Here is a 17,450-nt window from a genome sequence, read left to right as displayed (position 1 = left end):
GAGGATGGATACCGCCATGGTTCAGGCGACTTCGGGCTAGAGCGGCCGTGTCGAAGCGGTCCGGAATGAGCGGAATGGGTGGATAGTGTTGAAAAAGTCCAAACTCGGGGCTCGCCGAAAAGTCGGCCAATTAGCGATCTCAGCGAATGTTACTGCTCAATGCCATCTCAATTCCGCTACGCGGCTCACACGCTCCTTGATCGCAGAATTGGTAGGTCCCCCACCTCAATTTTCTTTGTTGGCCTCTACGGCCCTCCAAAAAATCAGAGGTCCCAGAAAACGGACTTTTTCAACGGTATCGGTGAATGGCGGCCGCTCGCCAAGGTAGCTCGTGATGGCTCCCCCAGCCTTGCGGACAACGACGCCGTAGCCATTGAAGCCAATGGTGGATGAGTCCGGTGCTGACGTGTTCCCTCAGGGAAATGACGTGGGACGGGACGTCCCGCTTGATGCTTCTCATGGAAGTTCGATCTCGCCGTCCACCACGTGGTTGAGGTCGGTGCCTTCTGCCGTGAGCGTCATGCGGACCTTCAGCTTCTTGCCGCCGGTCTGCCCGTCGCGCACCGTCTCCTCGATCTTGCGCTGCGAGGTGATGCCGACTTCCTTCAGGAACTTGCGGGTCGACATGTTGAAGGCGTCTTCGCTCATGGCGGAACTCCTCTGTGTCCGGGAGGAATTGTAAGGGAAGACGGGTGGTCAAGGAAGCAGGATGTTGACGCGCGGTGCGACACAAAAAGACCCCGAGCCGGGAGGAGGCGTCGGGGTCTTGAAACCAATCGGTCCTGGGAGGAGGAGTGGAACCGATCGAGGTCGTGCGCAGCGGGAGGAGGAGCTGCACTTGACAATGGTGAGGATAGATCAATCCGCATCGCTGAATAGTGCCCTAGGTAACATCGCAGCCTTGCGCGGAGCGCAGGGCACAGCATGTCAGCAAGCGACACGCTCTGGCAGCAATTTGGCCGCACGACCGATGGAGCGTCAGCCGCGCCGCGCCGCCTCGATCGCGGCGACATCGATTTTCTTCATGGTCATCATGGCATCAAACGCGCGCTTTGCTTCATCGCCGCCGGCCGCCATCGCGTCAGTCAGGACGCGTGGAGTGATTTGCCAGGAAATCCCCCACTTGTCCTTGCACCAGCCGCATGCGCTCTCCTGGCCGCCGTTGCCGACGATGGCATTCCAGTAGCGGTCGGTCTCCTCCTGATCGTCGGTAGCGATCTGGAACGAGAAGGCTTCGTTGTGCTTGAACGCGGGACCCCCGTTGAGGCCGATGCAAGGAATGCCCGCAACCGTGAAGTCGACGGTCAACACATCGCCCTCTTTGCCGGCTGGGTAGTCGCCCGGTGCACGGTGCACGGCACTCACCACGCTGTCAGGAAAGATCTCGGAGTAGAAGCGGGCGGCAGCCTCGGCGTCCTTGTCGTACCAGAGGCAAATCGTATTCTTTGCCATTTTGAGTGTTCCTTTCGCTGTGAAGCCAAGATTTCGGCCGTGTTTCCCCATCCGCTCTCTTCCGAAATAGGTAGCCAACTGCTTTTCTCCACCCCCGGAAGCGTCGATCTCGCCGCCACCTATCGGATGCACCGGGACATGGCTCAGGGCTTCGTGTTCACGTCCTCGTTTCGGAACGCCGCCTCTCCGGCGTTCGACACCTCGACCCACTTCTTGTCGGGCGCAGCACCTTCGACGTAGCTGTCATGCCAGTTCCACCACTTGTAGGTCGGCGTCTGAGGATAGCCCTCGGGCGAATCCTCCCAGACTTCCTGACGGCCGAGCGGCGTGATGTCGAGATAGTTCCAGGTGCTCCCCATCTGCTCGTCGCCGCGGTTGTTGATGAAGTAGGTGCGGTAGACGCGGTCGCCGTCGCGGTAGAACACGTTCGTGCCGTGCCACTCGTCCACGCCGAAGTCGGCGTCGAAGCTGTCCGTGATGGTAAACCACGGCATCTCCCAGCCCATCCGCGCCTTCAGCCTTGCGATATCTGCTTGGGGTGCCCGCGAGACGAAAACGAGGGTGGTGTCACGGGCGTTCAGGTGGGCGAGGTGGGCGACCTGATCGGCCACCATGGAGCAGCCGCGGCAGGCGTGATCCGGCCAGCCGAACACTCCTGGCTCGAAGAATGCGCGATAGACGATCAGCTGACGCCGACCGTCGAACAGGTCGGTGAGGCTGATTTTGCCGGCGGGCCCGTCGAACTGATACGCCTTCTCCACGGCCATCCACGGCATACGCCGGCGCTCGGCGGCGAGCGCGTCACGGGCGCGGGTCTGGGCCTTTTCCTTCACCAGCAGCTGCTGGCGGGCGGTCTCCCACGCCTGCGGCGACACGACCGGTGGTGTGTGCATGGCGGGCTCCCCGCCTTTCCGTCCGTTCTCGGTGGCTGTGGTCATGGCTTACACCTCCAAATTTGTGGGAATTGCCGCGCCTCGTGGCCGAGGCGCAGGTCCATTCACTGCTCATCGCTCGTTGCGGATCTTCGGATACTTTGGCACCGGAACATCAATGATGCGAGTAACAACTACGTCGGGATTCCGACGAAGCCACTGATTACGGCCGGCAAGTGAAGCGGGGGGCCCTCGAGATCTTGAATTTCGCGCGGCGTTGAACTCCCCCGCCGGACCTGACGGGGCGAAAGTGTTGATCAGGTCTCCCTCGCCGGAAAGGCCAACGCTTGGAAAACCGTCGATTGCCGGACTGGAGAGGCGAGATGCAGGCAGGTAAACGGACGTTTCTTGACGCTCACCTAGCCGCGGCGCGAACGTCGCGGCGGAATTCCGAGGGCGGCATGCCCGCGATTTGCCGGAAAGCCTTGTTGAAGGCGCTCACCGAACCGAAGCCGCTATCCAGGGCTACCTGCAGAATGCCGTCGTTGCCATTCATCAGCATGGCTTGCGCCCGTGAAAGCCGCAGCAGGGTCACGTACTTGATCAGCGTCATGCCCGTCGACTTGCGAAACAAGTTCATGGCGTATTTCGGATGCAATCCCGCTGCGGCGGCGATATCGACCGCATCGATCTCCTCGAGAAAATTGGCAGCGATGAAATCGCACATGCGCACGACGCCGAGCGAGGGCGGGGCCGAGGCGCTCTCGGCCTCGCATTCCTTGCCGGATGAAATGATCGTGTAAGGCTCCATGAACATTCGTTCGACGCGCAGCAGCAGTTCTTCCACAGCGTGCTGGGCCTTCACCTCGTCTCCGGAATTAGCCCAGCTGCGCCAGCGTGGAAAGTTACGGTCGTCGGCACAATCCGTCGCGGATGTCAGCATTGTAGCGCCGCCCATCAGCATTTGCGAGATTGCCGGCGGCAGCCGCATGCGGAAGAAATGCACCAGCGGCAGATGAGCGCCTGCATAGATGGAATCGTCGGAGGATTCGTCCATCCGGTGCGGCTGCCCGCCCCAGAACAGACACATCTGTCCGGCGCCGAGCCTCAGATCATGGCCGGCCATGCGGTAATGCACCGAGCCTCGCATCACGTAGTTTACCTCGATCTGCGCATGCCAATGCGCGTGCAGCATGATCGGGGGATGGGCGTGGAAGAAATGCAGCCTGGTCGGCATGCCCTCAATGCTGCAGGCACCCGGCTGATAGGTCGCTCGTTCGACAATCTTACTTTTCGCCAAATCCACGTTCCCTTTGTGCGAGACAGATTTTCGCCCGACGATAATGTGCCCATGTTCGCTGAAGGACGACAATTGAAAAGGGAGGTTTTCAATGTGCTTCAGGCATTTCGGGGCACCTCTCGTGGCGATCCGGCCAATCAGGCAGTGGCGGAGGCGCCGCCGGCCTTTCCCTCCGCGTAGTCGCGGAGCATCTCGGTCTACCAGCTATGTCAGGCGTTGCTTAGCGGTCGATGCTGAAGGCAAGCGGCTGCGCTGATCGATCCCATCCCTCTCCCAGGACTGACCGAAAAGGATATTCCATGAGCTCAGAACAACCGATCCGTTGGGGTATTATCGGCCCTGGCACCATCGCGCGGACATTCGCCGAAGGGATTGCCCATTCGGCGACCGGCCGCCTCTTGGCCATCGCCACCCGCAATCCGGACAAGCCCGGCCTCGGCGAGGGCTTTCCGGCCGCGCGCATCATGAAGGGTTACGACACGCTTCTCGCGGATCCGGCGATCGACGCGGTTTACATCGCCACGCCACATACCAGCCATGCCGAATGGGCGGTCAAGGCGGTGCGCGCCGGCAAGCATGTGCTGGTCGAAAAGCCGATGGCGCTTTCAGCCTTCGATGCACAATCGATCTTCCACGAGGCGACAAAGGCCGGCGTCTTCGCCGGCGAAGCCTATATGTACAGGTTCCATCCGCAGACGGCCCGTCTCGTCGAACTGGTGCGGGACGGTACGATCGGCGAAGTGCGGATTATCCGCTCGAGTTTCGGCTTCGACATGGGTGGCTATCGCCCTGAGCACCGCCTCTTTGCCAATGATCTCGCCGGCGGCGGCATTCTCGATGTCGGTGGCTACCCGGTCTCGATGGTGTGTATGCTCGCCGGTGCTGCCGAGAAAAACCCCTTCCTCGAGCCGCTGACGGTGTCTGGCGCTGCCCGGCTGGGGCCGTCCGGCGTCGACGAGTGGGCGTCGGCGGTCCTCAAGTTCCCCAACGACATAGTCGCGGAGGTGTCCTGCTCGATCATGGCACAGCAGGACAACATGCTGCGCATCATCGGTTCGAAAGGCCGCATTGAGGTGAAGGACTTCTGGTTCGCCTCCGGTCAGCAGGGCGGGGTCGGGTGCATCGAAATCATCCGGAACGATGGACAGCAGGCAATCAAGGTCGAGGAGAAGCGCCATCTCTACTCGTTCGAGGTCGATGCGGTGGGCGAGGCGATCCGTGCCGGCCGCACCGAATTCGCCTTCCCCGGCATGAACGCCGAAGATACGCGCGCCAATCTCAGCGTTCTCGATCGCTGGCGCGCATCCGTCGGTCTCGAATACGGGATCGAGACGGCCGCCAGGCGGACCACCAACCTAGCGGGCGTGGCCGTCGTTGCCGGCAAGAACGTGCTCAAACGGCAGATCCCTGGCGTGGCCAAGCCGGCCTCCACGGTTGCGCTGGGCTTCGAGTTCTTCCCAAGTTTCGCCTCCGCCTCGCTGACGCTGGATGCCTTCTACGAGGCGGGCGGAAATCTGTTCGACACCGCATTCGTCTACGGTGCCGGCAGGACCGAGAGGATTTTCGGCGACTGGCATACGAGCCGCAAGGTCAACCGCGAGGACATCGTTCTGATCGGCAAGGGCGCCCATTCGCCGCTCTGCTATCCGGACGTGATTGCCAGACAACTGGCTCAGTCGTTGGAACGGCTGAAGACGGATTATGTCGACGTCTACTTCATGCATCGCGATAATCCGGACATCCCGGTCGGCGAATTCGTCGATGCCATGGACGCCGAGCTCCGGCGCGGGCGTATCCGGGGCATTTTCGGCGGCTCCAACTGGACGCGCGAACGCATGGACGAGGCGATCGTGTATGCCGAGAAGAACGGTAAGGCGGGCCCGGCCGCTCTTTCCAACAACTTCTCGCTGGCGCAGATGCTCGATCCCATCTGGCCCGGCTGCGTCGCGGCGTCCGACGACTGCTGGAAAGACTGGCTGAAGAAGCGACAGATTCCCAACTTCGCCTGGTCGAGCCAGGGGCGGGGCTTTTTCACCGACAGGGCAGGGCGCGACAAGCATGATAATGAGGAAATCGTCCGGGTCTGGTATTCCGGCCGCAATTTCGAACGCCGCGACCGCGCAATCGAACTCGCCAAGAAGCACGGCTGCAGCCCGATCCATATCGCCCTCGCCTATGTCATCGCCCAGCCGTTCCCGATCATCCCGCTCATCGGCCCACGGACCGTGGCGGAACTGGAAGACAGCCTCTCGGCCATTCAGATCTCGCTTGCTCCGGAAGAGGTGCGTTGGCTGGAAGGCTGATCGCTCGGGCTGCGCTCTTTGCACGTCCCTCGATCGCTGCCGGCCGCGTCTGAACGCCTACATGCTGACTCGCCCAAAGCACTGCCGACCTGACCGGGAGGCTGGTTACAGCCACAGTGAGACGCTATCATTTCGGGCACACGCGCTGGTATAGATGGCAACATCTGCCACTCGGCGCAGCATATCCTGTGCGGCACACTATCAGTGGAGTGAGCTCAATGGCCGAGAAGACGCCCATCAAGTCGACAAAGGTGGTAAAAAAGGTGGCCGAGCCGCGTAAGTCGGTCACCGAATCGGCGGCCCGCAAGCCGAGGAACGCCGCTGCGAACGGACTGCCGGCGCACCATGCAGTGCCCGAAACCACGGAAACAAACAGCGAGGGTTCCGCAGCGGCGACGAAGCCGACCCTCCTTTCAGGCGGAAACCCGCAGATCGCCAAAGGCTACGGCGACGCACCCGTGCAGGCGTACATCGCGGCCATGCCGGGCTGGAAAAGCGACGTCGGGCGGCGCCTCGACGCGCTCATCGAGCGCACCGTCCCCGATGTGCGCAAGGCGGTCAAATGGAACTCGCCGCTATACGGCATGGAGGACCAATGCTGGTTCCTCGGCATCCATTGCTTCACGAAATACATCAAAGTGGCTTTCTTTCGCGGCGCATCGCTGCATCCTGTCCCTCCCGGCGAGTCGAAGCAGAAGGAGGTGCGCTATCTTCACCTTCACGAGGACGACGCGCTCGACGAGGCCCAGTTCGCCGATTGGGTGAAGCAAGCCAGCCAATTGCCGGGCGAACGAATGTGAGCGGCCAGAACGACGTGCGTGCGTGACGGCCGAGCGACAACAATCATGAAGAAAGCGACAACAGCCATGGAGAAGAGCATGAGCGGCTCGAAGGAAGGAGAAATCTCTCCCTCTCAGCTGATAGATGCGAGAATTGACGAACTGAGCGATTGGCGGGGCGAGACGCTCGCTCGGGTCCGGACGCTTATCAAAGAGGCCGATCCCGAGGTGATCGAGGAGTGGAAGTGGCGGGGGGTTCCGGTGTGGTCGCACGCCGGCATCATCTGTACCGGCGAGACCTACAAGAATGTCGTGAAGCTGACCTTCGCCAAGGGCGCCTCGTTGGAGGACCCTTCACGGCTGTTCAACTCCAGCCTCGAAGGCAATACCAGGCGTGCCATCGATATCCATCAGAACGACGAGATCGATGAAGAGGCGCTGAAGGCGCTCATTCGCGCCGCCGTGGCGCTGAATATGTCGGTGCGAGCCGCCGGCCGCTCCCAGAAGAAACCAAGGAGCGCATGAGCCGGGCCAGCCACAGACATGCTTCACGCTACCGCCGAGTGGCAGCTCGATCTTTTGACCGGCGGCGATGCGCTGGTGGACAAGTTTGCCGGTGACGAGGTTGTTGGCCTGTTCCTTCCCGCCCTCGTCGCCGACCATTCCGCCACCGCCTGCTTTCGGCTAACGCGCATGGCGAGCCCTGTGGACCTTGGCTGCCATCGGCATCGGCATCGGCGTCCACTCCGGCACGGCTTATGTCGGTTCCATCGGGGAGGGATTGGCCGGCGATTTCACCGCAGTGGGAGATGTGGTGAATGTAGCGGCACGCCTGGCATCTCGGGCGGGCCCCGGCGAGCTTCCGGTCATAGAGGCAGCGTGGAGCAGAGGCAGGCCCCGTGACTTGCCGAGCAGCGACCGTATGCTGGAGCTCAAGGGGGAAGCCTCCCCGATCGAGGTCGGTACTTCGCGTTGACGCCGTCCTACCTTCATCCTGAAAGAGGACAAAGGGCACTCTCCCCTCTCAGTGAGTCGAAAATATCGGAGTCCGGGGCCGGGCGACAGCCGCCCGTGGCTCAAGCATTCTCATGCCTTGCTGGAACTTGAGATGGAGCCGTGGCGTTCTTGGTATGAACCACGAAGGAGGATTTAAGTGAAAGGGTTGTTGGCGGGACTTTGCGGATTCGCACTGTCTCTCGCGTTATTCCTAAGCGGGGCGGCTGTGGCCACTTTCATACTCACCGGGAATCCAGTGCGCGAGCCACGGCTGGACATGAATCAGTCGGAAATATGGACCGAGCACCCGCGGGCAGTGGAGACCGCGGCCCAGCAATTCGAGCGACTCCCTGCGCCCGCGGCCCGCTCGGCCGTAACGGATCTCTCTTCCAGAGACCCTGGAGTTACCGCAAGGGGAAATGGGGTCGAGAAGATCCTCCCGTCGGGGCCTAGCGTGACCAGAATTGGCAACGAGGCTGAGCAGGTGCCTCCTTCGGAGCCTAGCGTGACCACAATCGGCAATGACGCAGAGAAGGAGCTCCCTTCGGAGCCTTTGGACAGGACAGTCACCGCCTCGATTCAATCGATGTCCAGCGAGGAGGAAGCGATGTCATCGAATTGGCCGGCTGCTCACGTCGAATGGTGCGCGAACCGCTACCGGTCTTACCGTCCACACGATAACAGCTACACTTCCTTCAGTGGTGGCCGGCGGACCTGCATCTCGCCCCATATGGATGCGGCCGGGGAGTCGTCGGAAGACGTTTCGCCGCCACCGCCCGACAGCTATGCGGAAGACGTAGACGACCCATCAGTCCAGATGGATTACCTATCGGCCGATGCCAATGAAGGTACAGTCCTGACGCAGGAACACGTCAGCTATTGCTTCAGCCGCTATCGGTCATACCGCCCGGAAGACAACAGTTACCAGCCTTATGATGGCGGGCCGCGCAAACAGTGCCGGTGAGGTTGAGATTTATATCAGGTTTTAGGTCGTCAATTTCTGGTGGGACACGGAGAGCTATCTTCCCTCTCGCGATTTAGGTCGATCGTACCGAGCTGATGGACTTGCTTCGTCGGCCATTTTTCCCCGAGAGACTCGATGACTCCCTCGCGGGTCGCTCCGGCTGTTCAGGTTGTCTCGAGATCTTAGATGGATGAAATCAGGTCCGCTATGGTTCGCATCCCTCGGCCGCTCCCCGTTCCACACAAAAAAGCCCCGGATCGCTCCGGGGCCGTCTGTCCGATGATTGCCGCGGCAATCAGCAACGGTCGATGTAGCGGCGGCCGTAGCGGTCGCGATAATAGCACTGGCCCGGCTGTTCGGTGACATTGCCGATCACGGCGCCGGAAACACCGCCGATGGCGGCGCCGACGGCCGCGCCGCGCACGTCGTTGGTGATGGCGCCGCCGATGATCGCGCCCGACGCGGCGCCGATGCCGGCACCCTTTTCCGTCTGCGTGCAGCTTGCGACCGACAGGGCGACCAGAACAAGTGCGATGGCTTTCTTCATATTGTCCTCTCCGATCTCTACGGATGTCAGCCTACCGCTTCGTCCGTCTCTTCAATAATGGTGGCGAGACGCAGCCCGCGTCCCTCCACTTGAACTTGCAATGCGGAAAATACCCCGCCGCCCAGGAAAGTCCACTGGAGGCGGCGAGATCGTCCGGCTGCAAGATAATGCGATCCTTCCTGAACAGAAGATGAAGGCGCTGTTTCCGGCGTTACATGCCAGATCGCATTTTTTTGCCCTTCTGCGGCCGAGACGGTTGCGACATTCGGAAAAAAACAAATGATACAACGTCGCCATCGGTCCGGGAGGAGCGGGCCGCTGGCAAAGGGCATTGATATCCTGGCGCGTACTTTCAGTCGCGTGAACGTATCTCACCCGATTTGAAGCCGCGCTCGCCTTGGTACGGACCGACCCCGGAGGAGCGAAATGGCGAAAATAACAATGACGGTTAACGGCCGCCAGGTGAGCGGTGTCTGTGAGGACCGGACGCTGCTGGTGCACTTTATCCGCGAAAATCTCGGACTGACCGGTACGCATGTCGGCTGTGACACGTCGCAGTGCGGCGCTTGCGTCGTCCATATGGATGGCCAGTCGGTGAAGAGCTGTTCGATCCTTGCCGCACAGGCAGCGGGGTCGTCGATCACGACCATCGAGGGGCTGGCGCAAAACGGCGAGCTCCATCCGGTGCAGGCGGCCTTCAAGGCGCATCACGGCCTGCAATGCGGGTTCTGCACGCCCGGGATGGTAATGACGGCGGTCGACATGATCCGACGTCACGGCAGCGATCTCGACGAGGCGACGGTGCGTTCCGAACTCGAGGGCAATATCTGTCGCTGCACCGGCTACCACAACATCGTCAAGGCGATCCTCGCCGCAGCCCATGAAATGGGCGGCGTGCGCCAGGCCGCGGAATGAGTGGCAGACTGCTCGAACCAATCCAGCTGAATGTCTCGGGAGGAGATAGGCAATGGGAGTTGATGGCATCGGCGCGCGTGTGGCGCGCAAAGAAGACAGGCGGTTCCTGACCGGCAAGGGACGCTACACGGACGACATGTCGGTGCCCGGCATGAAGCATGCGGTTTTCGTGCGCAGTCCGCATGCGCACGCGACCATCGTCGGGATCGATGCGACGGAAGCCAAGGCGATGCCCGGCGTCATCGACGTGCTCGATGGCAAGCAATTGCTCGCCGACGGGATCGGCAACCTGATCTGCGGCTGGATGATCCACTCCAAGGACGGCTCGGCGATGAAGATGGGCGCCTGGCGGCCGCTTGCCGACAAGACGGTGCGCTACGTCGGCGACGCCGTCGCGATCGTCGTCGCCGACAGTGTCGCCGAGGCGCGCGATGCGGCGGAAGCGGTCGTCGTCGATTACGACTTCCTGCCGGTCGTCACCGATCCGGTCCAGGCGCTCGCCGACGGCCAGCCGCAGCTTCATCCCGAAGCGCCGAACAACCTGATCTTCGATTGGGAGCTCGGTGATGCCGGCGTGGTCGATCGGGCGCTTGCGGCCGCGGCGCATGTGACGGAGCTGAAAATCTTCAACAACCGTCTGGCGCCCAATCCGATGGAACCGCGCGCGACGCTCGGGATATACGATGCCGGCGACGAACATTACACCTGCTACACGACCAGCCAGAATCCGCATCTGGCGCGGCTGGTGATGAGCGCCTTCTACAATGTCGCGCCGGAAAACAAGTTGAGAGTGATCGCGCCCGACGTCGGCGGCGGCTTCGGCTCGAAGATCTACATCTATCCGGAGGAGATCGTCTGTCTCTGGGCTTCGAAACGGACCGGCGTGCCGGTGAAGTGGACGTGCGACCGCACCGAAGCCTTCCTCACCGACGCCCACGGCCGCGATCACGTCTCGACCGTGAAGATGGCCTTTGACGCCGGCAACCGGATCACCGCGCTGAAGGTCGACACCATCGCCAATCTCGGCGCCTACATGTCGCTCTTCTCTTCCTGTGTGCCGACTTATCTCTATGCGACGCTGCTTTCCGGGCAATACGATATCCCGGCGATCCACGCCAACGTCCGCACCGTCTATACCAATACCGTTCCGGTCGATGCCTATCGCGGCGCCGGCCGTCCGGAGGCGACCTATCTTCTCGAGCGGACAATGGAGACGGCGGCGCGCGAGCTCGGCATCTCGCCGGCCGAGCTCCGTCGCACCAATTTTATCCGCTCCTTCCCGCACCAGACGCCGGTCATCATGAATTACGATGCCGGCGATTATGAAGCCTCGCTCGACGCGGCGATGGCGGCCTCCGACTGGAACGGTTTCGCGGCACGCAAGGCCGAGGCCGAACAGCGCGGAATGAAACGCGGCATCGGCATGAGCTGTTACATCGAGGCCTGCGGACTTGCGCCCTCGGCGGCCGTCGGATCGCTCGGTGCCGGGGTCGGCTTGTGGGAGTCGGCCGAGGTCAAGGTCAACATGGTCGGCACCATCGAGGTGATGACCGGCTCGCATAGCCACGGCCAAGGTCACGAGACGACCTTCGCCCAGCTCGTTGCCGACCGACTCGGCCTGCCGATCGACAGCATCAACATCGTGCATGGCGACACCGACAAGGTGCAGATGGGCATGGGCACCTACGGTTCGCGATCCGGTGCGGTCGGCATGTCGGCTCTCGCCAAGGCGCTGGACAAGGTCGAGGCCAAGGCGAAGAAGATCGCCGCGCATCTGATGGAGGCGGACGAGAGCGATATCGTCATCGAAGACGGCGCGCTGAAGGTCGCCGGCACCGACAAGTCGGTCCCCTGGTTCCAGATGGCGCTTGCGGCCTATACCGCCCACAATCTGCCACCCGGCCTCGAGCCCGGGCTGAAGGAGAGCGCCTTCTACGATCCGGCCAACTTCACCTTCCCCGCCGGCTGCTACATCTGCGAGGTCGAGGTCGATCCGGAGACGGGCCGGACGAAGGTCGTCCAGTTCGTCGCAGCCGACGATTTCGGCAACATCATCAATCCGATGATCGTCGAGGGCCAGGTGCATGGCGGCCTGGCGCAGGGCATCGGCCAGGCGCTGCTCGAGGGGGTCACTTATGACGACAGCGGTCAACTGCTGACGGCGAGCTACCTGGACTACGCCATGCCGCGCGCCGACGACGTGCCGTCCTTCAAGGTGTCGACCTCGAACACGCCCTGTCCGAACAATCCGCTCGGCATCAAGGGTTGCGGCGAGGCAGGCGCGATCGGCTCGCCGCCGGCCTTGATCAACGCGATCACCGACGCGATCGGCAACAATCAACTGACCATGCCGGCGACGGCGGAAAAAGTCTGGGCAGCCGCTCACGCCGCCAACTGACCGGGAGGAACCGAGATGTACCAGACGAACTATCACAGAGCCTCCTCGGTCCAGGAGGCAGTGCAAACGATGGCGGCCGCGACCGAGGGTAAATATCTCTCCGGCGGTATGACGCTCATCGCGACGATGCGGCTGCGGCTCGCCGCGCCGAGCGACCTTGTCGATCTCCGCCACATTGCGGAGATGAAGGGGATCACGGTCGATGGCCGGTCGGTCCGGATCGGCGCTGCGACCACGCATGAGGAGGTCGCCACCTCGGTCGAATTGCGGGCCCTCTGTCCCGCGCTCTGCGGCCTCGCCAGTCACATCGGCGATCCCGCGGTGCGCCATATGGGCACGATCGGCGGCTCCATCGCCAACAATGACCCGGCGGCCGACTACCCGGCCGCGATGCTCGGGCTCGACGCGATGATCGTCACCGACCGGCGCGAGATCAAGGCGGGCGACTTCTTCACGGGTCTCTTCGAAACTGCGCTGGAGGAGGGCGAAATCATCACCGCGGTCCGCTTCGACGCGCCGGCGAAGGCGGCCTACCAGAAGTTTGCCAATCCGGCCTCGCGCTATGCCATGGCCGGCGTCTTTGTGGCCAGGCGCGACAATGGCGGTGTCCGTGTCGCGGTGACCGGGGCGGGCTCGAGCGGCGTCTTCCGCCATCCGGGCCTCGAGGCGGCGCTTTCCGCCAATTGGTCGCCGGATGCGGTGGTGAATGTGACGGTCGATGCCTCGGATTTGCTGACAGACCTTCACGCCAGCGCGGCGTACCGCGCCAACCTCGTCAAGGTTATGACGAAGCGCGCGGTGGCTGCGGCCTGAGGGGCCTACTTAAGTCGTGAAAAAGGGCGGCTGCGGCCGTCCTTTGTCACAATTGCTTGACTTCGATCAAAGTTGAAGGGATTGAGTTGCGTTAGCTGTTTTGGAATAGTTCAAAACTAAGGGCCTTTTGCCGCAGGCGTGGGGGCCGTTCCGGGGTTGACCCCTGGTCGCTTTGAAGGAAAAAAGACGGCAAGGCACTGGAGTTGATGATGGATTTCGAGAGTTTCTTCAAGATCGAGCTGGACGGGCTGCACCAGGAAGGCCGCTATCGGGTTTTTGCCGATCTCGCCCGCCACCGCGGTGAATTCCCCAAGGCGACGCGCTATACGGCCGACGGCTCCCAGGAGGTCACGGTCTGGTGCTCGAATGATTATCTCGGCATGGGCCAGTCGCCGATCGTCACCGAAGCGATGAAGCAGGCGATCGACGAATGCGGCGCCGGCGCCGGCGGAACCCGCAACATCTCCGGCACAAATCACTACCACGTCCTGCTCGAGCGCGAGCTTGCCGATCTGCACGGCAAGGAATCGGCGCTGCTTTTCACCTCCGGCTATGTCTCCAACTGGGCGGCGCTCGGCACGCTCTGTTCGAAGATTCCTGGCGTCATCGTCTTCTCGGACGCCGGGAATCACGCTTCGATGATCGAGGGGATTCGTCATTCGAAATGCGAGCGGGTCATTTTCAAGCACAATTCGGTGGCCGATCTTGAAGCCAAGCTCGCCGCCGCTGATCCGCGTGCGCCAAAAATCATCGCCTTTGAGTCGGTCTATTCGATGGATGGCGACATCGCGCCGATCAAGGAGTTCTGCGATCTCGCCGACAAATACGGGGCGATGACCTATCTCGACGAGGTCCATGCGGTCGGCATGTACGGTCCGCGCGGCGGCGGCATCGCCGAGCGCGAGGGTCTGATGCACCGGCTGACGGTGATCGAGGGTACGCTCGGCAAGGCCTTCGGCGTCATGGGCGGTTACATCACCGGTTCGGCCGCGCTCTGCGACTTCATCCGCTCCTTCGCCTCCGGCTTCATCTTCACGACCGCCTTGCCGCCGGCACTGGCCGCCGGCGCGCTCGCCTCGATCCGGCATCTCAAGGAAAGTCAGCTCGAGCGCTTCGCCCATCAGGAGCGCGTGCGTCGGCTGCGCTCGCTGCTCGACCAGCGCGGCATCCCGCACATGGTCAATCCGAGCCATATCGTCCCGGTGATCGTTGGCGATGCGGCCAAGTGCAAGTGGATCTCCGACCTGCTGCTCGACAATTTCGGCGTCTATGTCCAGCCGATCAACTATCCGACGGTGGCAAAGAAGACCGAACGGCTGCGCATCACGCCGACGCCGCTGCATTCGGATGCCGATATCGACCATCTGGTCAGCGCCCTGCATTCCCTGTGGTCGCGCTGTGCGCTGGCGAGGGCTGTCGCGTAAGGTGCGGCGAACCGAATTCTGTTAACTGATCAGCCCGGCAGCCGTCTGCCGGGCTTTTTCATCCGCTGCGAAGACATCGTCCATGGTCACAGCAGCCGGCAAGTCGGAGAGGCTGTCCATCACCTCTTCGACGATCTCCGCCATGGCAAGAAAGCCGATGCGGCCCTTGATGAAGGCCTCGAGGGCGGTTTCCTTGGCGCCGTTCAACACCGCACCCTGGCTGCCGCCCGTCTCCATGGCGCGCCGCGCCAGGCGCAAAGCCGGGAAGCGGACCTCGTCCGGTGCCTCGAAATCAAGCCGGGCAAGCTTGGCGAAGTCGAGCCGCTCGATCGGCAGGTCGCAGCGCTTCGGATAGGATAGGGCATAGCCGATCGCCGTGCGCATGTCGGGGCAGCCGAGCTGCGCCAGCACCGATCCGTCGCTGTAGCCGACCATCGAGTGGATGACCGACTGCGGATGGACGATCACCTCGATCTGGTCGGGGCGCAGCCGGAAGAGATGGCGGGCTTCGATCATTTCCAGCGCCTTGTTGAACATCGAGGCGCTGTCGATCGAGATCTTCAGCCCCATCGACCAGTTCGGATGGGCGCGGGCGATGTCGGCCGTCACATGCCGCATCTCCTCAAGGGACTTGGTGCGGAACGGGCCGCCGGAGGCCGTCAGGACGACGCGCTCGACGGCATGGCGCTGATCGTTCTCCAGCACCTGGAAGATCGCGTTGTGCTCGCTGTCGACGGGCAGCAGCCGGCCGCCACCCCTGGCGACGGCCTCAATGAACAGACTGCCGGCGGAGACAAGACATTCCTTGTTGGCAAGCGCGATGTCAGCACCACGGCGGGCGGCTGCAAGGGTGGGGCCGAGCCCGGCATTGCCGACGATTGCCGCCATCACCCAACCGGCATCGCGTTCGGCCGCCTCGATCAGGCCGCTCCGCCCGGCGGCGACTTCGATACCGCTGCCGGAAAGTGCATCCTTGAGTTCGCCATAGCGGTGTTCGTCGGCGGTGACCGCCAGTTCCGCACCCATCCGTCGCGCCTGGTCGGCGAGAAGCGGTATGTTGCCGTTTCCGGTCAAAGCGGCGATTTCGAAGCGGTCGCGCCCGCCGACCCGGGCGACGACGTCGAGCGTGTTGGTTCCGATCGACCCGGTGGAGCCCAGGATCGTCAGACGGCGCTTGCCTTCGTCGCCGGATGCCATTGCCAAAATCCCGTATTCTTCTTGTTTGAACGATTTAGATAGGCTCTACAGCCGAAAGCGGCCGGCAACAAGGGTAGATGCGGCCGCTCTTCTCCATGCAGCACCGCTGGAGTAACGATCGGCGCGGCGACAATGCCGTGCCGATTCGCATCAGGAGTTTCGATGCTGAACGCCCTGTCGGTCGCATCCTGTGCCTGCGTCCTGATCGAACTTGCCTCCGTGCGCCCCGTCGCTGCGGTGAACGTGCCGGGGGAACTGATCGGCTCCTGGCGCGCCGAGGACGTCGGCGATGGCGGAGCTATCGGCGACCCGGAGGCGGTTCTCGATATCCGCGAGGACGGTACTTATGGCGGCATCGGTGGCTGCAACATGTTCACCGGCGTGCTCAGCCTATCGGAACGAACCATCGCCTTCGGCTCGGTCGAAGCAGGGCGCACCATCTGCGCCCCCGCCATAATGGAGCAGGAGCAGAGATTCCTCGGCACGCTGAAAAAAGAGCTCACCTGGAAAGTGGATGGCGCGACGCTTACTCTGACGGGACCGGACGGCGCGTCTGTCATGCGCCTTACCTCGGCACAGCCAACCTCGTCGGGCATTACCGGTTAGCCGGCAAACATCCCAGCAGTGCCCGCAGATGCGGACACTGCCTACAGCGAAGGTGGGGGACTTGATTGTCGCTCCCATCTGTGGGGCGATGCCTAGATAATTCGCCACGCAGAAAATTGTTCCGGAACCTGGGAAAGCGAAGCCGGCGTGCTCGCCCAGCACTCCACCTCATAGTTCGGCAGCCTTTCTGCGTGCTCGAGTGTTCCGGATCATCGCCGAATAACAGCGGTGGACCACCGCCGCAGGAACAATTCGCGGAATCCGATCATTACTCCCTCCGTGCAAGAGGGATCCAAACGCGAAGGAGAGAGACATGGAGGACTCACAGGCGATTTCCCGTCCGCAGCGAGACGCCGACTATCCGGGCCGGCAGGCAGACTGTATTGCCGCTCTGAGGCCGGCCGTGGCGGACCTTGCTGCAGCGTCCCAGGACAGCATTGTTGCGGCCATCGGCGGAGAAATGACTGGCGATCTGGTCGCTCTGGCGCACAGGGCCGAAGAGGCCGGATGGAGTTTCAAAGAGGCGTCTGCCGCCATTGAAACCCTCGCGCGGGAATACGAGGGCGCAAAAGGGGCCATCTTCGACTGAAGCATGCAGTCAACGTCACCGGCGCTTTTCCTTGCGCTGTGGATCGTTGACGACCACGCGATGCGATCAGCCAAACCGCCTCAGCTGCTCCGCTTCCTTCTCGAGCAGCTCGGCCACCTCTTCAAGCGTCATGTGCGTGGCACACAGAGGTGAATGGCACATTCGAGAAAGCGTGTCGAAGACCGGCGCAGGTAAAGCGCCTCTTCCCGGGCGGACAGTTCCGGGAGCGGGTTTCTTCTATCGGGGCGAGGATCAGGCATTCGAAACTCCTTCGGTTCGCCTCGTTGTCTCCGTT

18 protein-coding genes are annotated in these 17,450 nt (G+C 62.3%); 11 read left to right on the top strand and 7 right to left on the bottom strand.

The window, feature by feature from the left end:
* Nucleotides 1-456: 456 nt before the first annotated feature.
* The 4 genes from USDA257_RS26945 to USDA257_RS26930 form a co-directional block, all read right to left on the bottom strand.
* Nucleotides 457-648 (bottom strand): DUF6494 family protein, encoded by a 192-nt coding sequence (locus tag USDA257_RS26945; protein WP_014766152.1) that lies wholly within the window; start codon nucleotides 646-648, stop codon nucleotides 457-459.
* A 330-nt stretch (nucleotides 649-978) separates the two neighbouring features.
* Nucleotides 979-1,452, bottom strand: a complete 474-nt coding sequence (locus USDA257_RS26940) for a VOC family protein (RefSeq protein ID WP_014766151.1) — start codon at nucleotides 1,450-1,452, stop codon at nucleotides 979-981.
* A 143-nt stretch (nucleotides 1,453-1,595) separates the two neighbouring features.
* The gene (locus USDA257_RS26935; protein ID WP_014766150.1) at nucleotides 1,596-2,390 is read right to left on the bottom strand and encodes a DUF899 domain-containing protein; all 795 of its coding nucleotides are present in this window, start codon (nucleotides 2,388-2,390) and stop codon (nucleotides 1,596-1,598) included.
* 349 nt (nucleotides 2,391-2,739) lie between these two features.
* On the bottom strand, nucleotides 2,740-3,630 hold the full coding sequence (locus USDA257_RS26930) for a helix-turn-helix domain-containing protein (RefSeq protein WP_080605703.1): 891 nt from the start codon (nucleotides 3,628-3,630) through the stop codon (nucleotides 2,740-2,742).
* Nucleotides 3,631-3,923: 293 nt separating this feature from the next.
* Here USDA257_RS26930 and USDA257_RS26925 point away from each other — a divergent pair, with 293 nt between their 5' ends.
* The 5 genes from USDA257_RS26925 (at nucleotide 3,924) to USDA257_RS38870 (ending at nucleotide 8,666) form a co-directional block, all read left to right on the top strand.
* The gene (locus USDA257_RS26925; RefSeq protein WP_014766147.1) at nucleotides 3,924-5,927 is read left to right on the top strand and encodes an aldo/keto reductase; all 2,004 of its coding nucleotides are present in this window, start codon (nucleotides 3,924-3,926) and stop codon (nucleotides 5,925-5,927) included.
* A gap of 218 nt (nucleotides 5,928-6,145) precedes the next feature.
* Entirely contained in the window at nucleotides 6,146-6,727 is a 582-nt protein-coding gene (locus USDA257_RS26920; RefSeq protein WP_014766146.1) for a DUF1801 domain-containing protein, read from the top strand.
* Between the two features lie 45 nt (nucleotides 6,728-6,772).
* The gene (locus USDA257_RS26915) at nucleotides 6,773-7,231 is read left to right on the top strand and encodes a DUF1801 domain-containing protein (RefSeq protein WP_041414713.1); all 459 of its coding nucleotides are present in this window, start codon (nucleotides 6,773-6,775) and stop codon (nucleotides 7,229-7,231) included.
* Nucleotides 7,232-7,418: 187 nt separating this feature from the next.
* The gene (locus tag USDA257_RS26910) at nucleotides 7,419-7,682 is read left to right on the top strand and encodes an adenylate/guanylate cyclase domain-containing protein (RefSeq protein ID WP_041414711.1); all 264 of its coding nucleotides are present in this window, start codon (nucleotides 7,419-7,421) and stop codon (nucleotides 7,680-7,682) included.
* A gap of 177 nt (nucleotides 7,683-7,859) precedes the next feature.
* On the top strand, nucleotides 7,860-8,666 hold the full coding sequence (locus USDA257_RS38870) for a BA14K family protein (protein ID WP_041414710.1): 807 nt from the start codon (nucleotides 7,860-7,862) through the stop codon (nucleotides 8,664-8,666).
* Between the two features lie 295 nt (nucleotides 8,667-8,961).
* Here the strand turns inward: USDA257_RS38870 and USDA257_RS26900 are convergent, their stop codons facing one another.
* Nucleotides 8,962-9,213, bottom strand: a complete 252-nt coding sequence (locus tag USDA257_RS26900) for a YMGG-like glycine zipper-containing protein (protein ID WP_014766143.1) — start codon at nucleotides 9,211-9,213, stop codon at nucleotides 8,962-8,964.
* A 26-nt stretch (nucleotides 9,214-9,239) separates the two neighbouring features.
* Nucleotides 9,240-9,545 (bottom strand): hypothetical protein, encoded by a 306-nt coding sequence (locus tag USDA257_RS36295; RefSeq protein ID WP_144051962.1) that lies wholly within the window; start codon nucleotides 9,543-9,545, stop codon nucleotides 9,240-9,242.
* A 94-nt stretch (nucleotides 9,546-9,639) separates the two neighbouring features.
* Between USDA257_RS36295 and USDA257_RS26895 the strand changes: the two genes are divergently transcribed.
* The 4 genes from USDA257_RS26895 (at nucleotide 9,640) to hemA (ending at nucleotide 14,763) form a co-directional block, all read left to right on the top strand.
* The gene (locus tag USDA257_RS26895; protein WP_014766142.1) at nucleotides 9,640-10,128 is read left to right on the top strand and encodes a (2Fe-2S)-binding protein; all 489 of its coding nucleotides are present in this window, start codon (nucleotides 9,640-9,642) and stop codon (nucleotides 10,126-10,128) included.
* A 52-nt stretch (nucleotides 10,129-10,180) separates the two neighbouring features.
* Nucleotides 10,181-12,526 (top strand): xanthine dehydrogenase family protein molybdopterin-binding subunit, encoded by a 2,346-nt coding sequence (locus USDA257_RS26890; protein WP_014766141.1) that lies wholly within the window; start codon nucleotides 10,181-10,183, stop codon nucleotides 12,524-12,526.
* A 15-nt stretch (nucleotides 12,527-12,541) separates the two neighbouring features.
* Nucleotides 12,542-13,339, top strand: coding sequence for an FAD binding domain-containing protein (locus tag USDA257_RS26885; RefSeq protein WP_014766140.1), 798 nt, complete (start codon nucleotides 12,542-12,544; stop codon nucleotides 13,337-13,339).
* A 209-nt stretch (nucleotides 13,340-13,548) separates the two neighbouring features.
* Nucleotides 13,549-14,763 carry a 5-aminolevulinate synthase gene (gene hemA / locus USDA257_RS26880; protein WP_014766139.1) on the top strand — a complete coding sequence of 405 codons (1,215 nt, stop codon included), beginning with the start codon at nucleotides 13,549-13,551 and terminating at the stop codon, nucleotides 14,761-14,763.
* A 21-nt stretch (nucleotides 14,764-14,784) separates the two neighbouring features.
* Here the strand turns inward: hemA and dxr are convergent, their stop codons facing one another.
* Complete coding sequence (gene dxr, locus USDA257_RS26875; RefSeq protein ID WP_014766138.1) at nucleotides 14,785-15,960, bottom strand: 1-deoxy-D-xylulose-5-phosphate reductoisomerase; 1,176 nt, start codon at nucleotides 15,958-15,960, stop codon at nucleotides 14,785-14,787.
* Between the two features lie 162 nt (nucleotides 15,961-16,122).
* Here dxr and USDA257_RS26870 point away from each other — a divergent pair, with 162 nt between their 5' ends.
* Nucleotides 16,123-16,566, top strand: coding sequence for an META domain-containing protein (locus USDA257_RS26870; RefSeq protein WP_014766137.1), 444 nt, complete (start codon nucleotides 16,123-16,125; stop codon nucleotides 16,564-16,566).
* Nucleotides 16,567-16,879: 313 nt separating this feature from the next.
* Entirely contained in the window at nucleotides 16,880-17,155 is a 276-nt protein-coding gene (locus USDA257_RS26865; protein WP_014766136.1) for a hypothetical protein, read from the top strand.
* The last annotated feature ends 295 nt before the right edge of the window (nucleotides 17,156-17,450 follow it).

This window comes from Sinorhizobium fredii USDA 257, assembly GCF_000265205.3.
Classification (GTDB): domain Bacteria; phylum Pseudomonadota; class Alphaproteobacteria; order Rhizobiales; family Rhizobiaceae; genus Sinorhizobium; species Sinorhizobium fredii_B.
Note: the sequence above shows the minus strand (reverse complement) of the source record. Positions and strands in the feature narration are given on the sequence as shown.